Consider the following 20,765-nt stretch of genomic DNA (forward strand, 5'->3'; position numbering starts at 1 on the left):
TCGATCGACTACTTTCCGAAGAGGATGTGGTGTCCCAACGTCGGGCGTGCTCTCCGGTCGACCTCGCGTGTCGGGGCGGTGACACCGGGTGGGGCAGCGGTGGTGGAGGTGTGATGGCGGACGGTCGACTGTCGACCCTGGAGTTCCTCGGCGCGGAGCTGCGGCGGGCGCGCAAGGAGGCCGGGCTGAGCCGGGACGACCTGGCCCAGCGGATCAGCTACTCGTCCTCGTTGGTGGGGATGGTGGAGATCGGGCACCGGACGCCGTCACAGGACTTCATCGTCCGGGTGGACGCCGAACTGCGGGCCGGTGGCCTGTTCGAGCGGCTGCTCACGCTGGTTCGCGCCGATGCCGCGCCGCCTTGGCTGCGTGAGTGGATCAGCGTGGAGAAGGAGGCCACCCTGATCCGCTGGTTCGAGCCGTCCCTCGTCCCCGGCCTACTCCAAACCGAGGCGTACGCCCGCGCGGTCCTGGGCGGAAGCGGCATGCTCCGGGAGAGTGAGATCGAGCAACGTGTCGGTTCCCGGTTGGAGCGGCAGAGCATCCTGTGGGGGGACGATCCTCCTGAGTTCGTGGCCGTGGTGGACGAGGCGGTGTTGCATCGTCGTATCGGCGAAACGGCCGTGATGGTCGAGCAGTTCGCACATCTACTCCAGGTTGCCGAGCGCTCCCATGTCCATCTGCACGTCGTGCCGGCCGATGCTGGCATGCATGCTGGTCTGGCTGGACCGTTCATCTTGGCCAAGACGCGGGACGGAACTGAGGTCGCACACCTGGACAACCCGCTCTGGGCGCATGTCACCGACCGGCCGGAGGACGTTGATAGCCTTCAACGTAGGTGGGAGTGTCTGCGCGGAGAAGCGTTACCCCGCAGGGCGACCAGGGACCTTATTCAGGAGTTGACGAAGTCATGGGGTTGACCGGCGCGGTCTGGCGGAAGTCGAGCCGCAGCGACAACGGCGGTTCCACCTGTGTCGAGGTGGCGATGAACCTGCCCGACGTGGTGGGCGTTCGTGACAGCAAGGACCGGCAGGGGCCGGTGCTGTCCTTCCCGCCCGCCGCATGGGCGGCTTTCGCTCGGGCCACCGTGGCTGGCGCACTGACGCCGCGTGACTAATCAGACCATCCGGTCTGTCAGGTGACGGGGGAGGCCGAGCTGTTGGGCGATGGCTTGGCCGTTGCTCGCGCCGAAGGGATGTACTCGCTGCCGCTGTTCAGCGCTTACCGGATCGCCTGTTCACACTCTGCGGTCAATCGACTACCTTCCGAAGGGGTGCGGTGTCCCAGGCGGTGGTGGAGGTGTGATGGCGGACGGTCGACTGTCGACCCTGGAGTTCCTCGGCGCGGAGCTGCGGCGGGCGCGCAAGGAGGCCGGGCTGAGCCGGGACGACCTGGCCCAGCGGATCAGCTACTCGTCCTCGTTGGTGGGGATGGTGGAGATCGGGCACCGGACGCCGTCACAGGACTTCATCGTCCGGGTGGACGCCGAACTGCGGGCCGGTGGCCTGTTCGAGCGGCTGCTCACGCTGGTTCGCGCCGATGCCGCGCCGCCTTGGCTGCGTGAGTGGATCAGCGTGGAGAAGGAGGCCACCCTGATCCGCTGGTTCGAGCCGTCCCTCGTCCCCGGCCTACTCCAAACCGAGGCGTACGCCCGCGCGGTCCTGGCGTGGGGCGGGCTGCTTCGCCAGCCCGAGATCGAGCAACGGGTCACGTCCCGCATGTCACGGCAAGCGATTCTCTCGGCTGACACGCCTCCGCAGTTCGTGGCCTTGTTGGACGAGGCGGTGCTGCACCGCGCCGTCGGTGAGCCGGCGCTCATGGTCGAACAGTTCGAGCACCTGGCGCAGGTTTCCGAGTGGCCGCACGTTCATCTGCACGTGATGCCGTTCGGGGCAGGTGCTCACGCTGGCCTCGCCGGTGCGTTGATCCTCGCCAAGACGCCGGACGGCAGTGAGGTCGTGCATCTCGACAACCAACTCCGCGCGCACGTCACCGACAGACCGGAAGACGTTGATACTCTTCAACGCAAGTGGGAGGCCATGCGTGGGGAGGCGCTGCCGCGCAGGGCTTCTCGTGAGCTGATTCAGAAGGCGGCGAAGTCATGGACCTGACCGGGGCGGTGTGGAGGAAGTCCAGCCGGAGCGGTAACGGCGGTTCCACCTGTGTCGAGGTGGCGACGAACCTGCCTGACGTGGTGGGCGTTCGTGACAGCAAGGACCGGCAGGGGCCGGTGCTGTCCTTCCCGCCCGCCGCATGGGCGGCTTTCGCTCGGGCCACCGTGGCTGGCGCACTGACCCGGCGTCACTGATCGGACGACGGGTGGGGCCTGACTCTGGCTGAAGTCAGGCCCCACCCACGTCTGTCAGGGTGTTCGAGGTTCGTGGCTGCCTGAGGTGTGATCCGCCCGGCGTGTCGTGTATCTGAGCTGTCACCACTGCGTGCGGTAACGGATGTCCGCTCACCCGCTGCAATGTCGGCAATCAGCGCCCGTGGACTCCACAGCGCTCGACCGGGCTCTAGCGCAGATGTCGGGCGAAGAACGCGGCCGCGTCCTGCCCGGCGAACTGCGGAACACCGGTGTGTCCGCCCATGTTGGCGTGCAGCGTCTTTTCCTTGGAGCCGAAGGCGTCGAACAGGTCCAGGGCGGCCTGCCGGTCGTTCCCTTCGTCATCCCACTGCAGCAGGACGTGCAGCGGAATGGTGACCTGTCGGGCCTCCTCGAACATGGTGCGAGGTACGAGACTCCCGGCGAAGAAGCCGGCGGCCATGATGCGCGGCTCGACCACCGCAAGCCGGATGCCGACGGAGATTACTCCCCCCGAGTAACCGACCGGGCCGCCGATCTCGGGCAGCGACAGGAGGGCATCCAGGGCGGCCCGCCACTCCGGGACAGCCTTGTCGACCAGCGGGAGGACGAGGGCGTCGATGATGTCGTCGCTGACCGGCTCGCCCGCCTCCATGGCCCGACGCAGGTCGGCGCGGGCCCGCTCGGCGGCGGCCCAACGGGGCCGGTCACCGCTGCCGGGAAGCTCGATGGTGGCCGCGGCGAAGCCGTCCGCTGCGGCGTGCCGGGCCCGCGTCACCAGACGGGGGTACATCCTGCGCAGCCCGAGCGGGGGGTGGCCGAGCAGGATCAGCGGGACCGGTGCGGATGCGGACCCGGGCGTCCACAGGATGCCGGGGATCTCGCCGAGGGTGAATTCGCGTTCGAGGACGCCGTCATCAAGGCGCTGTTCAGAAGTGAATCGCATGGTCGTGCCCTTCGGGAGTGCTCGTGAACGGCGCTCCCGGACGACCTATCGCCCGACCGTGACCCCAGAGGGGAGCACCCATGTCGAACGTTCACGGGTACCACCTCCTCGGTCTCTCGCACGGCCTCCAGAACACTAGCAGCGGCCGCCGTGACCCGCCGAACGTGTTTTCTGCGCAGGCTCCGTGGCCGGCGCCACGGACAGGCCGCCTGGCGGTGACACCGTCCAGGCGTCACCGCCGACCTTCGTGTAGGCCCTAGCGGTCTCTGCCGTCAGTAGACCGACCGGCTCCAGCGCACCCGGTGCCCGCACAAACGGGGCAGCTCCAAAGGACCGGCAAGGCGACCACCCGTCCGACCGGGTCCTGCCGATCAACGGACAGGACCGCCAGCACCGTCGCGGCGAGGACCGTCAGCACCGAGGCGGCAGGCGGATCAGAGGTAGACCACCCGGCGGCGACGTTCGGCGGTGGCGTCGTCCAGGCTGGGCGCGTCGAGGTCCAGGTAGAGCTGGAGCAGTTGCACCACCGGGTCGAGGTTCACCCCGGCCGGCAACGCGAGCTGGATGCTGTCGTCGTTCGGCTGGCCCTGCGAACTGGAGTCCCACACCGCGCGGACCACGTTGCCGTCCGGGCCGGTCGCCTCGACCTGGGCCCGCAGCGTCTTCGGGGTGCCGATGACGGCGGTGAACGAGTCGGTGGCCGGGTCCTTGGTGACCGAGATCTTGACGCCACCGACGACCTGGACCACCGCCCCGATGGTCAGGCCGCGTACCGCGAAGCTGAGCGTGCGGGCCAGGCCGCCGGTCGACGCGGTGGAGGTCGGGCTGGGGGCCAGGAAGACCTGGCCGTCGGAGAAGGCCTGGAGGTCCGGCTCGCACTTGTACGCGCCGCCCTTCGGCAGCGGCTGGTACACGCTGGTGTTCCAGGCTGGGTGTGCTTGAGGTCGGCATCGTCGCCGCGCCCTGAGTGCGCGTCATGTTACTAGCGGTAAATATCGAAAGCCATAGCTGTCTTTGAGGGGTGCTCAGAGCACCGTGTTGACCAGCACGGTCAGCACGATCGACGCGAGGACCGAGAAGAGGATCATCAGCAGGCAGCCGAGGCCGCCGCCGAGCGGCCGGATCTCCGTGTTACCGATGCGCATGGGTGTCCACCTGTCCGTCGAGGAGGTCGGGTCGGGTGAGGAAGGCACGGACCGCGTCGGTCACCCGCGCCGGTGCCGTGGTGGCGACGTTGTGCGCGGCCCCGGGCACGGTCACCGTGGTCGCCGTGGGGACCAGTCGGGCGACCGTCTCCCGCCAGGCGGGCGGCACGATCGGGTCCCGCGCGCCGGTGAGCACCAGGGTGGGCACGGTGATCCGGGCCAGGTCCGCCTCCACCGGGTTGCGCACCGAGTGCGCCAACGTGGCGTACACCCGGTGCGGGCCGGCGTCGCGGACGTCGCGGAGCAGGACCGGAAGTTGGAGCGCGGCCTCGCGGGTGGTGTCCAGCAGCCAGCGGCGGACCTGCCCCCACCGGGACCGGGCGGCCGGGTCGCTGGTCGGCCCGGCCAGCACGACCGCCCGGACCGCGTCGGGGTGCCGGGCGGCGAGCGCCGCGGCCACCTCCGCACCGAACGAGTGCCCGAACACACAGACCGGCCCCAGGCCGTACGCCTCCAGCCAGGCGGCCAGGTGCGCCGCGTGCTGGGCCGCGTCGTACGGACGTGGAGGCGGGCCGCTCAACCCGAAGCCGGGCAGGTCCGGTACGTAGACCGGATGCGTGGGCGCGAGGGCTGCGGCGAGCGGGGTGAGGTACCGGTGCGAGACAGCCAGGCCGTGCACCAGCAGTACGGGCAGTCGCCCGCCGGGCGCCCCGGCGGACCGCCGGCAGTGGGTGCGGATGCCGTCCACCAACCGCCACTCGCTGGTCAACCCGGCGGCCGGACGTGGCGCGGCCAACGCCAGCCGCAGCTGCGCCCATCCGAAACCGTCCGGGGCCGGACCGGTCGTCGGCACCCGCCCGGTGCCCCTCGGGGCCGGGACCAGTGGGGTGCTCACAGGTCGCGCAGCCGGGGCAGCAACTCCTCGCGCGCCCAGTCCAGGAACATCGGCTGGCTCTCGCCGCCCACCTGGACGACGGCGACGTGGCTGAAGCCGGCGTCGACGAACTTCTTGACCGCCTCGACGTGCCGTTCGACGTCCGGACCGCAGGAGATGCCCTCGGCGACGTCCTCCTCCCGGACGTACTGGCTGGCCGCTTCGAACGCGTCCGGTCCGGGCAGCTCGGCGTTGACCTTCCAGCCCAGGCCGAACCAGCGGAACTGGTCGTGCACGATCTTGCGGCACTCGGCCTCGTCCGGGCCGTAGCAGATCGCCACCTGCCCGTAGCGGGGCTGGCCCGCGCCGCCCGCGTCGTCGTACATCTGGATGATGTGCCGGTCCGGCTCGGTGGCGACGATGCCGTTGCCGTACTCGGCCGCGAGGGTGGCGGACTGCCGGCCGGAGGCGGCGATCGCCAACGGCACCGGCCGTTCCGGCCGGTCCCACACGTACGCGTCGGGCACGTCGTAGTGGTTGCCGGAGAAGGTCAGCGTCTCGCCGTTGAGCAGCGGCCGGATGATCTGTAACGCCTCCTCGAACATCTCGTGCCGCTGCTGCACGTGCGGCCAGCCGCCGACCACGTGCTCGTTGAGGTTCTCCCCGGCTCCGAGGCCGAGGGTGAACCGGCCGTCGGAGAGGACGCCGACGGTGCTGGCCTTCTGCGCCACGACGGCCGGGTGGTAGCGCCGGATCGGGCAGGTCACGAAGGACATCAGCTCGGCCCGGCTGGTGGCGTGCGCGACCGCGCCGAGCACCGACCAGGCGTACGGCGAGTGGCCCTGCGAGTCCAGCCACGGGTAGTAGTGGTCGGAGATGACGAGCTGGTCGAAGCCGGCCGCCTCCGCCCGTACCGCGTAGTCGACCAGCTGCTTCGGGCCGGCCTGCTCGCACATCAGGGTGTAGCCGACGTTGACCATCACGCTCCTCTCGCCGCACCGGTCCCTCCGGCTTACCCCCGGCCCCGCCGCTCAACCCTCCGTCCGTCACCGTGTGCGGGGCCGCAGCTGGGTGGTTTTCTTAACCGGTTCAGGTTGCCTCCCGGAACGCATCGGCCTACGCTGATCCCGCGCCGTGGAGTCGGGCGCGGCTGTCGGGCTGCAGCCGCCCTCGTCATACCCTTCACCCCCGTCGGGCCGGGGGTCATCCCTGAGGAAGGTCATGAAGACACGACTCTCCGTCGTCGCCGCCACCCTGCTCGCGTTCGTCGTGAGCCTGGTGGCGTTCGGTGGACAGCCGGCGCACGCCGCGACCGGGTTCACCGTCGCCAACGGCAAGCTGTACGACGCCAACGGCGCGGAATTCATCATGCGCGGCGTCAACCACGCCCACACCTGGTACGCCCACCAGACCAGCTCGTTCGCCAACATCAAGGCACTCGGCGCGAACAGCGTCCGGGTGGTGCTCGCCAGCGGCCAGCGCTGGACGAAGAACGACACCGCCGACGTCGCCAACGTCATCTCGCTCTGCAAGCAGAACCGCCTGATCTGCGTGCTGGAGGTGCACGACACCACCGGCTACGGCGAGCAGAGCGGGGCGGCCACCCTGGCCCAGGCGGTCGACTACTGGATCAGCATCCAGTCGGCCCTGACCGGCCAGGAGAAGTACGTCATCGTCAACATCGGCAACGAGCCGTACGGCAACCAGAACTACAGCGGCTGGGCGACCGACACCGCCAACGCGATCAAGCGGCTGCGGACCGCCGGGTTCGCGCACACCATCATGGTGGACGGGCCGAACTGGGGCCAGGACTGGACGTACACCATGCGGGACAACGCCGCCTCGGTCTTCGCCGCCGACCCGGCGAAGAACACCGTCTTCTCCATCCACATGTACGGCGTGTTCAACACCGCCGCGAAGATCAGCGACTACCTGGGCCGGTTCCGGACCGCCGGACTGCCCATCGTGGTCGGCGAGTTCGGCCACAACCACTCCGACGGCGATCCGGACGAGGACGCCATCCTCTCCTACAGCCAGGCCAACGGTATCGGCTACCTGGGCTGGTCGTGGAGCGGCAACGGCGGTGGCGTCGAGTACCTCGACATGGCGATCAACTTCGACCCGGCCAACCTGAGCAGCTGGGGGCAGCGGATCTTCAACGGTGCCAACGGCATCAAGCAGACCGCCCGGGAGGCCACCGTCTTCGGCGGCACCCCGCCGCCGACCACCCCGCCGCCCACCACGCCCCCGCCCACCACCCCTCCGCCCACCACGCCCCCGCCGACGACCCCGCCGCCGGGCGGCTGCACGGCGACGTACACGGTGGTCGGCTCGTGGCAGGGTGGCTTCCAGGGTGAGGTCAAGGTGACCGCCGGCTCCGCCGCCATCCGGGGCTGGACGGTGAACTGGACCTACGCCAACGGCCAGACCGTCAGCCAGTCCTGGAACGCCACGGTGACCAGCAGCGGCTCGGCCGTCACCGCCCGGAACGTCGCCTACAACGGCAACCTCGGGGCCGGGGCCAGCACCACCTTCGGCTTCATCGGCTCGACGTCCGGCGGCAACACGTCGCCGACGCCCACCTGCACCGCCGCCTGACCCCGACCCTCCCGGAGCCGGGTGACCCCGACCGGGAAAGGTCCACGGCGCCGGCCGGCCGCAGGGTCGGCCGGCGCCGTGTCGTCGGCTGGCACCGGTCCGTCATCATCCCTGTGGGGGGAACGTCCATCCACAGGGGAGCGTCATGTCGGAACTCTTCAGCGGTGTACGTCGGGCGCAGCTCGACAATCGGGACCTCGCGCGGGTCGCGGTCGTCGCCCAGTGTCTGGACAACCAGTGGATCACGCAGGACCTGCTCACCGAGATCATCAAGCGGCGGCGGTCGTTCCGGGACGTGGAGCGGCAGCGCCAGCGCGACGCGCGGGCCGAGTACCTCCGGTCGATCCTGAACGCCGAGCAGGTGGTCATCAACCGTGCGTACTTCTTCAACAACCCGGTCGTCCACCGGGACTTCGTCTCCACCGGTCCGCAGCGGGAGGCGTTCCGGGACCTGCTCGACGAGGGCGTGATCGTGCCCTTCCTGCTACGGGAGCGCAACCCCACCGAGGAACCGCAGTTCGGCGTCGACTCGGCCGGCTGGCCGGCCTGGCTGCGGGTCCTCGACGAGGTGGACTCCGTCCGCTGTCTGCGACTGTCGTGGGACGACGACGAGAACGAGCGACTGACCCAGCGCTGCATGTACGCCGAGTTCCGCCGGTTCCTGGTCGACATGGCCGTCTTCGACCTGCCCCAACTGGAGCGGGACCTGGGCCTGCGCGACGAGGACCGACCGGGGCTCAAGCGCCGGTTGCGGGAGATCAACAACTGGGCGGTCGACGTCGAGCAGGTCACCCGTAACAGCTTCTACCAGGAGTTCCTGGTGGAGCCGGGCACCAACCCGGCGGACGGGATCTTCCGCACCGATCCGCTGGTCGCCGAGCTCAAGCAACTCGTGGACCTGCGGTACAACACCACCCTCCCGGACGCCGTCGACAGGTACCCGTTGACCCCGGCGGACTCGCTCCGCCGTACGGCGATGCAGGAGTACCGCCGGCCGGAACAGGTGCGGCGCGGGCTCGACGACCTGCTGGAGGTGGTCCAGACACTCCGGCCACAGGTCTTCGACCTGGCGCAGCTGCCGCTGCGGCTCGACCTGACCGGGTTGGAGTTGCACCACGTCCGGCAGGCCCGGCAGACCGACGAGTGGCGCGACTACGTCGCCGCCCTGCAGGCGCTGCTCGACGAGCCGCTCGACTTCGTCGACCGGTCCCAGCGGCTGTACGACCGGTACGTCGCACTCGCCGGGCGGCTGGCCGAGATCGTGGGCGAGCGGCGACAGAACCGGATGAACGTCTGGGACCCGGCGATCCGGGTCACCGTCGAGGTCTCCGGCGCGGTCCTCTCGGTCGTCTTCGACGGCCATCCGAGGCTGGAACTGCTCGGCGAGGTGCCGACCGAGGTGGTCGCCCGGGCCGCGACCGCCGTGCTCCGCTTCGCCGTGGTGGGCCGGGACGAGCGCCGCGCCGCCCGGGAACTGAGCACCGGTATCGACGTGATGCGTGTGCGTCTGCAACGGGCCGGGGAGGATTGGCGGGAACTCGTCCGCCGGCTCCAGGAGCTGGGCTTCCCGGTCACCGACGGGGACGCGGCACGCGACGACGAGCCGAACATCGACCGGGCGCAGGGAGAAGACGGTGACGAGTAGCTGGGAGCAGTACGTCGAACTGCGCGAGCGGCAACCCGATCGCTTCGCCAACCCGTCGGACGCCGCGGTGCGCATCCTGCACGAACCGGAGGAGGTGGTGGCGGCGGAGCGGGCCAAGGCCGAGGCGCTCCGCAGGCGGGGCCTGCCGACGGAGTGGAGCCGGGTCGGGGTGGCGTACCGGGACGAGTACGTGACCCTGGTCCGTGACCCGGTCCGCTTCTCCGACGGGTCGCTCGGGACGTACATCCGGTCGATGCCGGGCAGCGACGCGGACGGGGTGGTGCTGCTGCCGGTGCTCGACGGCGCGGTGGTCCTGGTGGAGCACTTCCGGCACGCCATCCGGGCCTGGCAGCTCGAAGCTCCGCGCGGGTTCGGTGAGGCCGGCGTACCGGCGATGGAGCAGGCCGCCCGGGAACTGCGGGAGGAACTCGGGACGGTGCCCACGCGGGTGGTCGACCTCGGTCTGCTGCACCCGGACACCGGCACCGCCACCGACCGGGTCCACCTCTATCTCGTGGAGATAGCGGAGCTCGGCCCGCTGGACACGAAGGAGGGCATCCGGTCCGCCCGGACGTATCCACCGGAGCAGGTGGGCGAGCTGATCCGGGACGGCGTCGTCACCGACTCGTTCACCATCGCGGCCTGGACGCGGGCCTGGCTGCGCGGGCTGCTCACCACCCGGCCGGCCGGACCGGGCCGTCCGCTGTGACCGGTGGTGTCCTCCCAGGTAGTTCCCAGTGGGAGCGGTTAGGGTGCGGAGAGTGGCGTCCGGCTCCACCTGGAGGGCCGGTGCGATTTCCCGGGAGTTTGCGACATGGTCTTCAAGAAGATGTTGAGCGCGTTCGGTGTCGGCGGGCCGACTGTGGACACCGTCCTCGCCAACCCGAACACCCGACCCGGCCTCATGCTCGACGGCCAGGTCAACCTGGTCGGCGGGGACGCCCCGGCGAACATCGAGCAGATCAGCGTCGGGCTGGTCACCCGGGTCGAGGTCGAGACCGGTGACGGCGAGTACGCGGGCGTCATGGAGTTCCACCGGATGGGGGTCAGCGGCGCGCTCCAGCTCGCCCCGAAGCAACAGCTCTCCATTCCGTTCCAGCTGCCCGTGCCGTGGGAGACCCCGATCACCGACGTGTACGGCCAGCGCCTGCACGGCATGACCATGGGTCTGCGTACCGAGCTGGCGATCGCCCGCGCGGTCGACAAGAGCGACCTGGACCAGGTTTCGGTGCACCCGCTGCCGGTGCACGAGCGGATCCTGGAGGCGTTCCAGCGCCTCGGGTTCCGGTTCAAGAACGCCGACCTGGAGCGGGGGCACATCTACGGCGTGCAGCAGACGCTCCCGTTCTACCAGGAGATCGAGTACTTCGCCGCGCCGCAGTACGCGCACACGGTCCGGGAGGTTGAGCTGACCTTCGTGACCAGCCAGCAGGGCGTCGACGTGATCCTGGAGTGCGACAAGCGCGGCGGGCTCTTCACCCCCGGGCAGGACACGTTCGGCCGCTACACGGTCTCCCACGCCGACGTCGACCGGGTCGACTGGGCCCAGGTGGTCGACGGATGGCTCCAGGACACCATCAACCGCTACGGCAGCATGCGCCCGCACGGTTTCGCCCCGCAGGGGTACGGCCACGGCCACGGCCACGGCCCCGGGCACGGCCACGGCCACAGCCGGGGGATGGGCATGGGCGGCGTGGTGGCCGGCGCGGCCCTCGGCGTGGCCGGCGGCATGATCGCCGGCGAGATGCTCGACGACGCCTTCGAGGGTGACGACGGGGGCGACTTCGAGGAGTGACCCACCCGGGTCGCAGGACCGGCCCGGACGATACGACGACGGTGGCCCCCGGGGAATCCCCGGGGGCCACCGTCGCGGTGACGCCGGTCAGTGACCGCGCGTACCGTCCGTCCGGTCAGTGCCGGGCGGTGCGCTCCGCGCCGCTGCGGAAGGCGCTTCCGGCCTTGGCCAGGCCACGGCTACCGAGGTAACCGATGGTCAGCAGCGTGATCATGAACCAGGCGTTGTCGGCCCGGAAGATGTCCACTCCGGTCGAGTTCCGGCCCACCAGCTGAGAGGCGGCCAGGACGCCGATCACGGCGGCGACGTAGACCCAGAACTCGGTGGTACGGAAGGCGTTCTTCGTCTCCGTACCCGGTGCCTGCATGGCCTCGCGCCGGCCGTCGTGCATCGCCGGCATCGGACGGGTCGGTGCCTCCGCCATCGCGCGGTTCGGCATGTCCTGTCCCGCCCGGTTCTGCATGTCCTGCGCCGGGCGGTTGACCGGCCTGGTGCTTGCAGCCTGCGTGCTCATCTTTCCTCCTCAGGATGCGATGAGTACTGCACCCACGCCCCCACTCCGCGTTCCGGTCACGGGGCGGTACTCGGCGGGGCACCGCCTGGCTACCCGGCGTCGGTGGGGCAGTAACGCGCCTGCCCTGGGCGGATGACATCGTCGCCGGGTCCGCCGGCCGGCTCAGCGCAGGAGGCTCAGCGCTCCAGGGTGGTCACACCCATCTGGAGCGCGTTGCCGAACGACGCGAGGCTGCTCTCCACCCGCAGGCCCAGCCCGCCCCGGTGGGCCTGCACGTCGAACGTCCGGTCCGGTCACGGCCGCGCCTGCGCGGGCACGCTGAGCCCGGTCGTCACGATCGCCACCGCCAGGACAGCGGTGGCGGTACGGCGTACTGTCCGCACGCTTGCTCCCCTCGGGGGCGGGTGGGTCCCGCCTACCCGCCCGACAGCATCGCCGAGCGCGGTCGGCGCGCGGGCGAGCGGCAGACGACGTGACGGTGAACCGCCGGGGACGACCGTCGACGCCGGCCGCCCGGCGGCGGGGTTTAGCCGGGCCGGGGTCGGGCAGGCCACGGGTCACCGACAATTCTGCGAGGTGATCCACGTGTCCGAGAGCATGCGCGAGTCCGCCCGCCGGACCGAAAAGCGGCTCCTCGCCGGGGTCTACGGCGAGGACGCCCTGAACGAGATGAACTCGCCCCCGAGCGACGTGCAGCAGCAACTCCAGCGGGAGGACCCGGGCGACCCGGCGGACGTCCCGATCGACCCGGAGGTGCTGCGCGACGGTGGCCCGACCCGGGGACAGGGGGCGGTCACCACCACCGGCGGCACCGCCGGGCCGGCGAGCGTCCGCCGGTTGGCGCGGCAGCCGGAGCGGCATCCCGGCACGGTCGCTCCGACCACCACCGGGGACGCCACCACCGGGGGCCTGAGCACCCCGGCCGGCAGCTCCACCAGTGACCAGTCGGCGCCCGCCAGCCACACCGGCGGCTTCACCGACGACTGACCCACCCGCCCCGGCTCAAGGGCAGACGAGGGTGGTCAGGCGTTGGGTGGCGCGGGTGAGGGCGACGTACAGGTCGCTCTCGCCGCGCGGGGACTCGGCGACGATCGCGTCCGGGTCGACCAGCAGGACGGAGTCGAACTCCAGCCCCTTCGCCTGGGCGACGGTCAGCACCACGACCTGGCTCGCCAGCTCCGGGTGCTCGCCCACCGCCGCCTCCGGCAGCGCGCCGGTCACCGCCGCGCCCAACTCGTCGACGCGTCCGGCCGGCACGATCACGCCGAGCCGGCCGTCGACGAGGTCGGCCACCTCCCGGAGGGCAACGTCGATCACCTCGGCGGCGAGCCGCTCCGGGGCGACCGTACGCTCCACGGGCTCGACCCCGGTGCTGCGCACCGAGCGGGGCGGGCGGAGTTCCGGGTCGATCCGGGCGAGCACGTCGGCGGCGACCGCCATGATCTCGGCCGGGGTGCGGTAGCTGACGGTCAGCTCCGCCAACCGCCACCGGTCGGCCACGTACGGCTCCAGCGCCTCCCGCCAGGACGGGGTGCCGGCGAGCGCGCCGGTCTGCGCGACGTCGCCGACGATGGTCATCGACCGGCTCGGGCAGCGGCGCATCAGCAGCCGCCAGGCCATCGGTGACAACTCCTGCGCCTCGTCCACGATGACGTGCCCGAACGCCCAGTTCCGGTCGGCGGCGGCCCGCTCGGCGGTGGTCAGCGTGTCACCGGTCTCCTGCCGTTCCAGCAGCTTGTCGGCGTCGAGCAGGTCGGTGACGCCGAGGATCTCGCCGCCGTCCGCCTCGTCCTCCACGTCGATGGAGCGGGAGCCCCGCCAGATCTCCAGCACGCCCTCGGCATACTCGCGGGCCTGCGCGCGGATCCGTTCCCGGCGGGCCGCCGCCGATCGGTCGTCCTCGCCGAGCAGTTCGGCGGCCTCGTCGAGCAGCGGCGCGTCGGACGGGGCCCATCCGCCCGGTTCGCGGTGCAGCAACGCCCGCTCGTCCTCGTCCAGCATGGGCGCGGCGGTGGCGATCCGGTCCGGATCGGCGAACAGGTCGGCCAGCAGGCGCTGCGGGGTGAGCACCGGCCAGAGCTGGTCCAGCGCCGCGCGGACCCCCGCTTCCTCCCGCAGTTCCCGGCGGATCTCCGCGACGTCGGCCTCGTCGAGCAGGTTCTCCCCGCCGAGCGGGTCCGCGCCGATGCGGTCGGCCTCCTGGTCGGCGAGGGCATGGATGATCTCGATGTCGAACAGGGCGCGGGCCAGGTTGTGCGGCCGGCCCGAGCGGCGAACCCGTTCCCGCGCCTCCCGGCACATCTGCGGAGTCAGCGTCAGCACGTCGCGCTGCTCCAGCTCGATCTCCAGCGGCTCGTCCGGCACCTGCTGCCGGTCCCGGACGGCGGCCGCGAGCACCTCGACCATCGCCGTCCGGCCCTTCAGCGCTGCGGTGCGGGCCGACTCGACGCGGCGGGCGGTCACCCCGGGGAAGAGGTCACCCGGCGTGCGCAGCAGCACGCCGGTCTCGGCCAGCGTCGGCAGCACCTGCGAGATGTAGCGCAGGAAGGTCGCGTTCGGCCCGACCAGCAGGACACCCCGGCTGGAGAGCTCCCGACGGTGGGTGTACAGCAGGTACGCGGCACGGTGCAGCGCGACCGCCGTCTTGCCGGTGCCCGGCCCGCCCTGCACGACGAGGACGCCACCCAGGTCGGCCCGGATCACCCGGTCCTGTTCGGCCTGGATGGTCTCGACGATGTCCCGCATCCGGCCGGTCCGGCTGGCGTTCAGCGCCGCCAGCAGGGACGCCTCACCGGTCAGTTCCTCGTGTGCGGTGGGGGAGGCGCTGGCCAGGTCGAGGGTCTCGTCGTGCAGCCCCACCACCTTGCGGTCCCGGGTCCGCAGGTGCCGGCGGCGGCGTACGCCCTGCGGGTTGGCCGCCGTGGCCAGGTAGAACGGCCGGGCGGCCGGGGCCCGCCAGTCCATCAGCAGCGGGTCGTAGTCGTCGCCGGTGTCGAAGATCCCGATCCGGCCGATGTAGTGACGCGCGCCGTCGTCGGCGTCCAGCCGGCCGAAGCAGAGCCCCTGCTCCACGGCGGAGAACTGCTCGACCTGTTCGGCGTACATCCGCACCGCGGTGTCCCGCTGGGAGCGGGCCTGCATGGTGCCACCGTCGCTGCGCAGCTCCTCGGCCAACCGGCGGGCGGCCTGGTCGCGCAGCCCGTCCAGCCGGCGGTAGAGCATCGAGACGTACTCCTGCTCGTGGCCGATCTCGTCGGTGTGCTGCTGCTCGTCGGACTGCGTTGACAAGCCCTCTCCCAATTCGCTAAAATAGCTCCGAGCGGCCATTTGCTAATGGTCGTTCTTTTTGTGTCTGAACTGAGAAAGATAGCGTGCCCCGGCGGTGCCGACCAAGTCCAGGCAAAGAATTCGCGTCACCGGAACGGGGTTCCGGTGACGCGAATCATGGCTCGTCGGAGAGGTCAGCCGCGGGCGACCTCGTAGAGCCGCTCCGGCGTCACCAGACCGGCGAGCACCCGCCCGTCGTCGGTGAGCAGCACGCTGAAGACCGTGCCGGAGAAGAGCCGACCGCTGCCCCAGGGACCGCTGACCTTGGGCAGCTGGTTGAGCAGGTCCAGCCCGGCCGCGGCCTCCGGCCTCTCCGGCTGGCTGGCGGGGGCGTCCTGCCCCGCCGGCCGTCCGGCGGAAGACCCGGCACCGGTCCGGGCGACCAGCACGGCCGCCCAGCCCTCACCGACCACGGTCGCGTCCCGGTCCTTCGCGCCGGCCGGCTTCTCCGACCCGGCCGGACGCTCGGGCCGCGTCCCGGTGGACTTCTCCTCGTTCACCTTGACCCCCGGCGGCGGGTTGAAGGCGAACTGGTCGGCGTCCGGACGGCTGAAGTCGACCTGGGTGAAGGCCACCTCGATCGCCGGCGCGTCGCCCTCGTCGGCGAAGAGCTCGAAGCGCAGCGGCACGTGCTCCTTCGCGTCCAGCGCGATCCGCACCTGGTCGACCAGGGAGGCGCTGTCGCGCGGCTTGAGCACCAGCTCGTACGCGTCCCGCCCGGCCACCGTCGCGGACCGGCCGACGCTGACCTCGGTGCTCGGGTCGATCGCGGCCAGCGCCCGGTCGGCAGCCTCGGCCGGGGTCACCGGCAGCTCCGTGCCGGCGTCGGGCCGCTGCCCGGTGTCGGCCGGCAGCGTCCGGTGGTGCGCCTCGTTCTTCTTGCTGTTCCAGACCCACAGGTCGGTGCCGTTGCGGATGACGTCCCGCTCGCCGAGGGTGTCCTTGAAGGCGATCCGGGCCTTGTCCGGACCGGAGTACCAGACCCGCATGGTGTGGGTGCCGGCGACCAGGGCGGTCAGGTCCTCGCGGCGCTGCGCGACCGTGGCGACCAGCGGCGGCAGGCCGAGGTCGGCGCGCTGCACCACGGTGCCGGAAAGCCCCTCCAGCCGGGACGTCTGCAGGTCGACCAGGAGCTGGGCGGCGCTCCTCGGTGGCAGGCTCGGCTCGGCCTCGGCGGCGAACTGGCCGAGGGCCGCGCCACCGGAGATCAGGACGACCGTCGCGGCCGTCGGCACGATCCAGCGCAACGCCGGACGGCTTGTCAGAACAGACATGTGCACCTCCTGACCGCCATCCTGCCCGACCCATGCTGTGAGGGGGCTGAGGAAGACGAAACAGCCGGCGGCGCGACGGTGGCACCCTTGACCCGTGCGACTGCTGGTGGTGGAGGACGAGACCCGGCTGGCCGGGACGCTGCAACGGGGGCTCCAGGCGGAGGGCTTCGCGGTGGACGTGGCGACCACCGGCCCGGCCGGACTGGACGCCGCGCGGCACGGCGGCTACGACGCGATGATCCTCGACGTGATGCTGCCCGGCCTCTCCGGTTACGAGCTGGTGCGCCGGCTCCGGGCCGAGGAGCACTGGCTGCCGGTGCTGATGCTCTCCGCCAAGGACGGCGAGTACGACCAGGCCGACGGGCTGGACTGCGGAGCGGACGACTACCTCACCAAACCCTTCTCGTACGTGGTGCTGCTGGCCCGGCTGCGGGCCCTGCTGCGCCGGGGCGCACCGCAACGCCCCACCGTGCTGACTGTCGGTGATCTCAGCCTCGACCCGGCCGGTCGCCGGGTGACCCGGGGCGACGCCGAGATCGCCCTGACCGCCCGGGAGTTCGCCCTGCTGGACTACCTGATGCGCCGCCCCGGAGAGGTGGTGTCCAAGACCGAACTGCTCGACCACGTCTGGGACGCCAGCGTGGAGACCGCGCCGAACGCGGTGGAGGTGTACGTCGGCTACCTCCGCCGCAAGATCGGCCGGCACCACCTGGAGACCGTCCGCGGCGCCGGCTACCGCCTCACGCCGTGACCCGACCGCCGGAGCCAGCGCCGGGCGAGGAGCGGACCGGCGGCCGGGGGCTGCGCCGGCCGCCGCCCCTCGGGCTGCGCGGCCGGCTGACCCTGGTCAGCGTCCTCGGGCTGGCCGTCGGGCTGGCGTTGGGCGGGCTAGCGCTGCTCAGCGTGCTCGGCCACGTCCTGCAACGCAGCGTCGACGCCGAGGCGTTCCAGACCGCCGACGCGGTGGCGCTGCTCGCCGCCGAGGACGCCCTGCCCGATCCACTGCCGGTCGCCGCCGGGCAGGTGCGCGTCCAGGTGGTCGACGGACAGGGTCGGGTCCGCGCCGCCTCGATCGACGCCGACCGGCTGGTGCCGATGCTGCCGGTGGACCGGATCGACCACGCCGCCCGGCAGCGCGCCTTCGTCCGGGGGGAGCGGCTGGGACTGCCCGGCCCGGTCCGGGTGGTGAGCGTCCCCACCGGCACGCCGGCCGAACCGCTGACCGTCCTGGTCGGCAAGTCGATGGCGGACGTGAACCAGGGCGCCGAGGTGGTCCGGTTCGTCCTGCTGGTAGGCATCCCGCTGCTGGTCGTGATCCTCGGCGGGGTGGCCTGGCGGGTGGTCGGGGCGACCCTGCGCCCGGTCGAGGCGCTGCGTAGCGGGGCCGAGGAGATCACCGGCCGGGCCGGCGGCGGGCGGTTGCCGGTGCCGGCCTCCCGGGACGAGATCCACCGGCTGGCGGTCACCCTGAACGACATGCTGGCCCGGTTGGAGGCGGCCCGCGCCCGACAACGGGCGTTCCTCGCCGACGCCGCCCACGAGCTGCGCAGTCCGCTGACGAACATGCGCACCGAACTGGAGGTGGCCGGGCGGCTGGGGGAGCGCACCGACTGGCCGGTGGTGGCTCGCGACCTGCTCGCGGACACCGAACGGCTCAGTCGTCTCGTCGACGACCTGCTGCTGCTGGCCCGCCTGGACGAGGCCGGGAACACCCCCGCCGGCGCCGTCGCCGGGACCGGGGTCCCCGGGCGGGCCGGGCGCGGGCGGCGGGCCACCGGCCCGGTCGAGCTGACCGAGCTGGTCCGGGCCGTTGCCGCCCGTTTCCCGTCCCCTCCGGTACGCGTCCTGCCGGCGTCCGGGCCACGGTGGACGGTCGGCGACCCGGACGACCTGCACCGCGTCCTGACGAACCTGATCGACAACGCGGTCCGCCACTGCCGGAGCACGGTCGTGGTCGAGGTGAGCGGTGACGCCGCAGCCGGCATCCACCTGGTCACCGTGACCGACGACGGGCCGGGCATCCCGGCGGCCGACCGGGAACGGGTCTTCGACCGGTTCACCCGGCTGGACGACGCCCGGGACCGGGACGCCGGGGGCACCGGCCTGGGTCTGGCCATCGTCCGGGAACTCGTCCGGCTGCACGGCGGCACGGTGTGGCTGTCCGACGCCGAACCGGGACTGCGTGTCTCGGTGCGCCTGCCGGCCCTGCCCGACCCGGAGCCGTGACCGGAGCGACCCTGCGGGTGGGCGGCCGGTTCAGCTCCGCTTCGTGCAGACCGGCTTCGCCCGGCCGACGGTGTCCGCCGAGTGGACGACCGCCACCGTGAAGCAGTAGTCGGTGCCCTGGTCCAGCCCGTAGACGATGTAGTTGGTCGCGCCCGCCGGCAACTCCTGGAAGGCTCGGGCGTCCTGCCCCACCCGGCCGCCGGAGACCACCACCGGACCCTCCGCCCCCGCCGGATACGTCCAGCTCAACGTGACGCTGTCCCGGTTGTCGCGCAGGGTCACCCCGCCGGGCGGAGCGCCGGGTGCCGCGCTGGCCGGCTTCGCGGTGCCGCCGGGCGTCGCGCCCGGGGGCGACCCGGTGCCGGGGGCGGGCTGCGGTTGCCCCGCCGGCTCGTCGACCCGGGCCACCCCGGCGATCACCGCCCCCGTGCCGAGCAGCACCACGACCACCCCGGCGACGACCAGCGGCGCGAGCCGGCGGGGCGGATCGGCTGGCGGACGGGGAACGTGCACCGGCAGCCGCGAGCCGACCCGCACCGGCAGGTGGGCGACCCGGCGCACGCCGGGGGACTCCTCCGGGTGCTGCCCGCCGGTGAGGCCGACCACCGAAGGCGGCAGTGCCGGCCCGGTCGGACCACGGGTACCGGTCGGCTCGTCGGGGCGGTCCACCTCTCCCTCCGGGGGCCACCAGTCGTCGCCGTCGGGGTCGTCGCCGTACCGCCCGGCGCTTGTGAACCGCTGGTCGTGCCGGTACGAGCGGCCGTCGGTGGCGTACCGGTGGCCGGTCGACCATCCGCCGTCCGATCCGGGGCCCCCGCTGCCGTTGCGGGTGCGTTCGTCGGTGTACCCGGAGTCGCCCGCGTAGCCGACCCCCTCGCCCGCGTAGCCGACCCCCTCGTCGGCGTATCCGGCCTCGTCGACGTACCCGGCGTCGTGCCGCTGCCCGCCGTTGGCCGCCGGCTCCCCGGGATGGTGGCGACCGGGGTAGGTCCGGAACCGGTCGGGACCGGCCGGGTACGCGTCGTCCGGGCCGGAGCCGGCAGGCTCCTCCGGCACACGTGGGCGCGGGACCGGGCCGTGACCGGCCGCCGCCCCGTACCCCGGGTCCGTGCCGTACCCCGCCCCGGGGCCGTACGCCGGTTCCGTGACGTAGCCGGTGTCCGTCCCGTAGGTGTCGTCGTGACCGGCGTCCCGGCGGTGGCCCGCCGCCGTGTCGTGGCCGGGGTCCGTACGGTGGTCCGGGCCCGTCCGGTAGCCGGCGTCGGTGCCCCGGTCGCGCCCGGCGTACCAGGTCTCCGGTCCGGGCCCGTCGGAGTGGTCGGCCGTCTCGGGGGGCCAGGGCCCGCCGGTGTCTCCCTCGTCGGCCGAGGGGGTCCGCGCGGCGGGCACCACCGGGGGCTCGGCGTCGTCGACGTGGTCGCAGGCGTGGTCCGGGTTGGCGGCGGCGCGGGCCAGACCGGCCACCTGGGCGGCGAGCGGGTCGTCCGGGTCCAGGTGCTGCCGGCACAGCTCCCGGGCCAGGGCCAGGTTGTCGTGCGCGTCGGCGAAGTGACCGCAGTCGCGCTGCATCGCCCCGAGCCGGGCGAGCATCTTGATCCCGCTGACGTGCCCGTCGCCGTACACCTCGCGGTGCAGCTCCCAGGCGTCCTGGAGGCGTTCCCGGGCGGTCGTGCACTCGCCCCGGGCGTACTCGACGGTGGCCAGGTCGGCGTGCGCGGCGAGCACCCGCAGCGACTCCGGCCCGTCGAGCGCGGTCAGCTCGATGATCACCTCCTGGTACAGCCGGGCGGCGCGGGCGTAGCTGCCGACCCGGTGCAGTACGGCGGCGAGGGTCGCGGCGGCGGCCACGGTCCGTTGGTCGGACGTGCCGTACAGCCGGGTCATCGCGGCGTACGCGAACGCCGCCCAGCCCCGGGCGGAGTGCGGTTCGCCGAGGGTGACCAGCACCCGGGCCTGGAGACCGGCGGCCTCGGCCAGCTCGGGTGAGGCGTTCGCCGGGCGCGGGTCCGCGTCGGCCAGGGCGTCGGCGAGCAGCTCCTGGGCACCGGAGAGATCGCCGGCGGCCACGAGATGGTGCGCCTGGCCGGTCAGTTCACCGAAGGGGGAGGACACGCCT

General features: G+C 72.2%; 19 protein-coding genes. 11 read left to right on the forward strand and 8 right to left on the reverse strand.

Annotated features, from left to right (window positions below; translation table 11 throughout):
* Positions 1-113: 113 nt before the first annotated feature.
* The 4 genes from ACIBJE_RS01790 (at position 114) to ACIBJE_RS01805 (ending at position 2,308) form a co-directional block, all read left to right on the forward strand.
* Positions 114-920, forward strand: coding sequence for a Scr1 family TA system antitoxin-like transcriptional regulator (locus ACIBJE_RS01790; RefSeq protein ID WP_396741691.1), 807 nt, complete (start codon positions 114-116; stop codon positions 918-920).
* Positions 911-1,117, forward strand: coding sequence for a DUF397 domain-containing protein (locus tag ACIBJE_RS01795; RefSeq protein ID WP_396741692.1), 207 nt, complete (start codon positions 911-913; stop codon positions 1,115-1,117). The genes ACIBJE_RS01790 and ACIBJE_RS01795 overlap by 10 nt, the downstream gene beginning before the upstream one ends.
* 187 nt (positions 1,118-1,304) lie before the next feature.
* Complete coding sequence (locus ACIBJE_RS01800) at positions 1,305-2,111, forward strand: Scr1 family TA system antitoxin-like transcriptional regulator (RefSeq protein ID WP_396741693.1); 807 nt, start codon at positions 1,305-1,307, stop codon at positions 2,109-2,111.
* Complete coding sequence (locus ACIBJE_RS01805; protein WP_396741694.1) at positions 2,102-2,308, forward strand: DUF397 domain-containing protein; 207 nt, start codon at positions 2,102-2,104, stop codon at positions 2,306-2,308. Before ACIBJE_RS01800 ends, ACIBJE_RS01805 begins: the two co-directional genes overlap by 10 nt.
* Before the next feature lie 208 nt (positions 2,309-2,516).
* On the opposite strand, the gene ACIBJE_RS01810 is transcribed toward ACIBJE_RS01805, so the two are convergent.
* The 4 genes from ACIBJE_RS01810 to ACIBJE_RS01825 form a co-directional block, all read right to left on the reverse strand.
* Positions 2,517-3,251: an alpha/beta hydrolase gene (locus tag ACIBJE_RS01810; protein ID WP_396741696.1), complete on the reverse strand. Its 735-nt coding sequence runs from the start codon at positions 3,249-3,251 to the stop codon at positions 2,517-2,519.
* 434 nt (positions 3,252-3,685) lie between these two features.
* Positions 3,686-4,165 carry a hypothetical protein gene (locus ACIBJE_RS01815; RefSeq protein ID WP_396741698.1) on the reverse strand — a complete coding sequence of 160 codons (480 nt, stop codon included), beginning with the start codon at positions 4,163-4,165 and terminating at the stop codon, positions 3,686-3,688.
* Between the two features lie 217 nt (positions 4,166-4,382).
* Positions 4,383-5,249 carry an alpha/beta fold hydrolase gene (locus ACIBJE_RS01820; protein WP_396741699.1) on the reverse strand — a complete coding sequence of 289 codons (867 nt, stop codon included), beginning with the start codon at positions 5,247-5,249 and terminating at the stop codon, positions 4,383-4,385.
* Between the two features lie 38 nt (positions 5,250-5,287).
* A complete protein-coding gene (locus ACIBJE_RS01825; RefSeq protein WP_396741701.1) occupies positions 5,288-6,250 on the reverse strand; it encodes a TIGR03557 family F420-dependent LLM class oxidoreductase in 963 nt (320 codons plus the stop codon).
* A gap of 241 nt (positions 6,251-6,491) precedes the next feature.
* On the opposite strand from ACIBJE_RS01825, the gene ACIBJE_RS01830 reads away from it, so the two are divergent.
* The 4 genes from ACIBJE_RS01830 to ACIBJE_RS01845 all read left to right on the forward strand — a co-directional run bounded on the left by ACIBJE_RS01830 (position 6,492) and on the right by ACIBJE_RS01845 (position 11,308).
* Complete coding sequence (locus tag ACIBJE_RS01830) at positions 6,492-7,868, forward strand: cellulase family glycosylhydrolase (protein ID WP_396741703.1); 1,377 nt, start codon at positions 6,492-6,494, stop codon at positions 7,866-7,868.
* Positions 7,869-8,013: 145 nt separating this feature from the next.
* Positions 8,014-9,513, forward strand: a complete 1,500-nt coding sequence (locus tag ACIBJE_RS01835) for a hypothetical protein (protein ID WP_396741705.1) — start codon at positions 8,014-8,016, stop codon at positions 9,511-9,513.
* Positions 9,503-10,222: an NUDIX hydrolase gene (locus ACIBJE_RS01840; protein WP_396741706.1), complete on the forward strand. Its 720-nt coding sequence runs from the start codon at positions 9,503-9,505 to the stop codon at positions 10,220-10,222. Before ACIBJE_RS01835 ends, ACIBJE_RS01840 begins: the two co-directional genes overlap by 11 nt.
* Positions 10,223-10,327: 105 nt before the next feature.
* The gene (locus tag ACIBJE_RS01845) at positions 10,328-11,308 is read left to right on the forward strand and encodes a sporulation protein (RefSeq protein ID WP_396741708.1); all 981 of its coding nucleotides are present in this window, start codon (positions 10,328-10,330) and stop codon (positions 11,306-11,308) included.
* A gap of 115 nt (positions 11,309-11,423) precedes the next feature.
* Here the strand turns inward: ACIBJE_RS01845 and ACIBJE_RS01850 are convergent, their stop codons facing one another.
* Positions 11,424-11,822, reverse strand: coding sequence for a hypothetical protein (locus ACIBJE_RS01850; RefSeq protein ID WP_396741710.1), 399 nt, complete (start codon positions 11,820-11,822; stop codon positions 11,424-11,426).
* 579 nt (positions 11,823-12,401) lie between these two features.
* Between ACIBJE_RS01850 and ACIBJE_RS01855 the strand changes: the two genes are divergently transcribed.
* Positions 12,402-12,809 (forward strand): hypothetical protein, encoded by a 408-nt coding sequence (locus tag ACIBJE_RS01855; RefSeq protein ID WP_396742221.1) that lies wholly within the window; start codon positions 12,402-12,404, stop codon positions 12,807-12,809.
* Positions 12,810-12,824: 15 nt separating this feature from the next.
* On the opposite strand, the gene ACIBJE_RS01860 is transcribed toward ACIBJE_RS01855, so the two are convergent.
* Together ACIBJE_RS01860 and ACIBJE_RS01865 are read right to left on the reverse strand one after the other, a co-directional pair.
* Complete coding sequence (locus ACIBJE_RS01860) at positions 12,825-15,044, reverse strand: HelD family protein (protein WP_396742223.1); 2,220 nt, start codon at positions 15,042-15,044, stop codon at positions 12,825-12,827.
* A 239-nt stretch (positions 15,045-15,283) separates the two neighbouring features.
* A complete protein-coding gene (locus ACIBJE_RS01865; protein WP_396741711.1) occupies positions 15,284-16,423 on the reverse strand; it encodes an outer membrane lipoprotein carrier protein LolA in 1,140 nt (379 codons plus the stop codon).
* 94 nt (positions 16,424-16,517) lie between these two features.
* Here ACIBJE_RS01865 and ACIBJE_RS01870 point away from each other — a divergent pair, with 94 nt between their 5' ends.
* Together ACIBJE_RS01870 and ACIBJE_RS01875 are read left to right on the forward strand one after the other, a co-directional pair.
* Positions 16,518-17,174, forward strand: a complete 657-nt coding sequence (locus ACIBJE_RS01870; RefSeq protein WP_396741713.1) for a response regulator transcription factor — start codon at positions 16,518-16,520, stop codon at positions 17,172-17,174.
* A 50-nt stretch (positions 17,175-17,224) separates the two neighbouring features.
* Positions 17,225-18,649 (forward strand): sensor histidine kinase, encoded by a 1,425-nt coding sequence (locus tag ACIBJE_RS01875; RefSeq protein WP_396742225.1) that lies wholly within the window; start codon positions 17,225-17,227, stop codon positions 18,647-18,649.
* Between the two features lie 30 nt (positions 18,650-18,679).
* On the opposite strand, the gene ACIBJE_RS01880 is transcribed toward ACIBJE_RS01875, so the two are convergent.
* Positions 18,680-20,761, reverse strand: a complete 2,082-nt coding sequence (locus ACIBJE_RS01880) for a tetratricopeptide repeat protein (protein WP_396741715.1) — start codon at positions 20,759-20,761, stop codon at positions 18,680-18,682.
* Positions 20,762-20,765 lie beyond the last annotated feature (4 nt).

Origin of the sequence: Micromonospora sp. NPDC050187 (assembly GCF_044459745.1) — a bacterium.
Lineage (GTDB): Bacteria > Actinomycetota > Actinomycetes > Mycobacteriales > Micromonosporaceae > Micromonospora.

Coding starts and splice junctions, on each gene's coding strand:
- ACIBJE_RS01790 (WP_396741691.1), top strand. CDS start 114: ATGGCGGACGGTCGACTGTCGACCCTGGAGTTCCTCGGCGCGGAGCTG.
- ACIBJE_RS01795 (WP_396741692.1), top strand. CDS start 911: ATGGGGTTGACCGGCGCGGTCTGGCGGAAGTCGAGCCGCAGCGACAAC.
- ACIBJE_RS01800 (WP_396741693.1), top strand. CDS start 1,305: ATGGCGGACGGTCGACTGTCGACCCTGGAGTTCCTCGGCGCGGAGCTG.
- ACIBJE_RS01805 (WP_396741694.1), top strand. CDS start 2,102: ATGGACCTGACCGGGGCGGTGTGGAGGAAGTCCAGCCGGAGCGGTAAC.
- ACIBJE_RS01810 (WP_396741696.1), bottom strand. CDS start 3,251: ATGCGATTCACTTCTGAACAGCGCCTTGATGACGGCGTCCTCGAACGC.
- ACIBJE_RS01825 (WP_396741701.1), bottom strand. CDS start 6,250: ATGGTCAACGTCGGCTACACCCTGATGTGCGAGCAGGCCGGCCCGAAG.
- ACIBJE_RS01830 (WP_396741703.1), top strand. CDS start 6,492: ATGAAGACACGACTCTCCGTCGTCGCCGCCACCCTGCTCGCGTTCGTC.
- ACIBJE_RS01835 (WP_396741705.1), top strand. CDS start 8,014: ATGTCGGAACTCTTCAGCGGTGTACGTCGGGCGCAGCTCGACAATCGG.
- ACIBJE_RS01845 (WP_396741708.1), top strand. CDS start 10,328: ATGGTCTTCAAGAAGATGTTGAGCGCGTTCGGTGTCGGCGGGCCGACT.
- ACIBJE_RS01850 (WP_396741710.1), bottom strand. CDS start 11,822: ATGAGCACGCAGGCTGCAAGCACCAGGCCGGTCAACCGCCCGGCGCAG.
- ACIBJE_RS01860 (WP_396742223.1), bottom strand. CDS start 15,044: ATGCTCTACCGCCGGCTGGACGGGCTGCGCGACCAGGCCGCCCGCCGG.
- ACIBJE_RS01865 (WP_396741711.1), bottom strand. CDS start 16,423: ATGTCTGTTCTGACAAGCCGTCCGGCGTTGCGCTGGATCGTGCCGACG.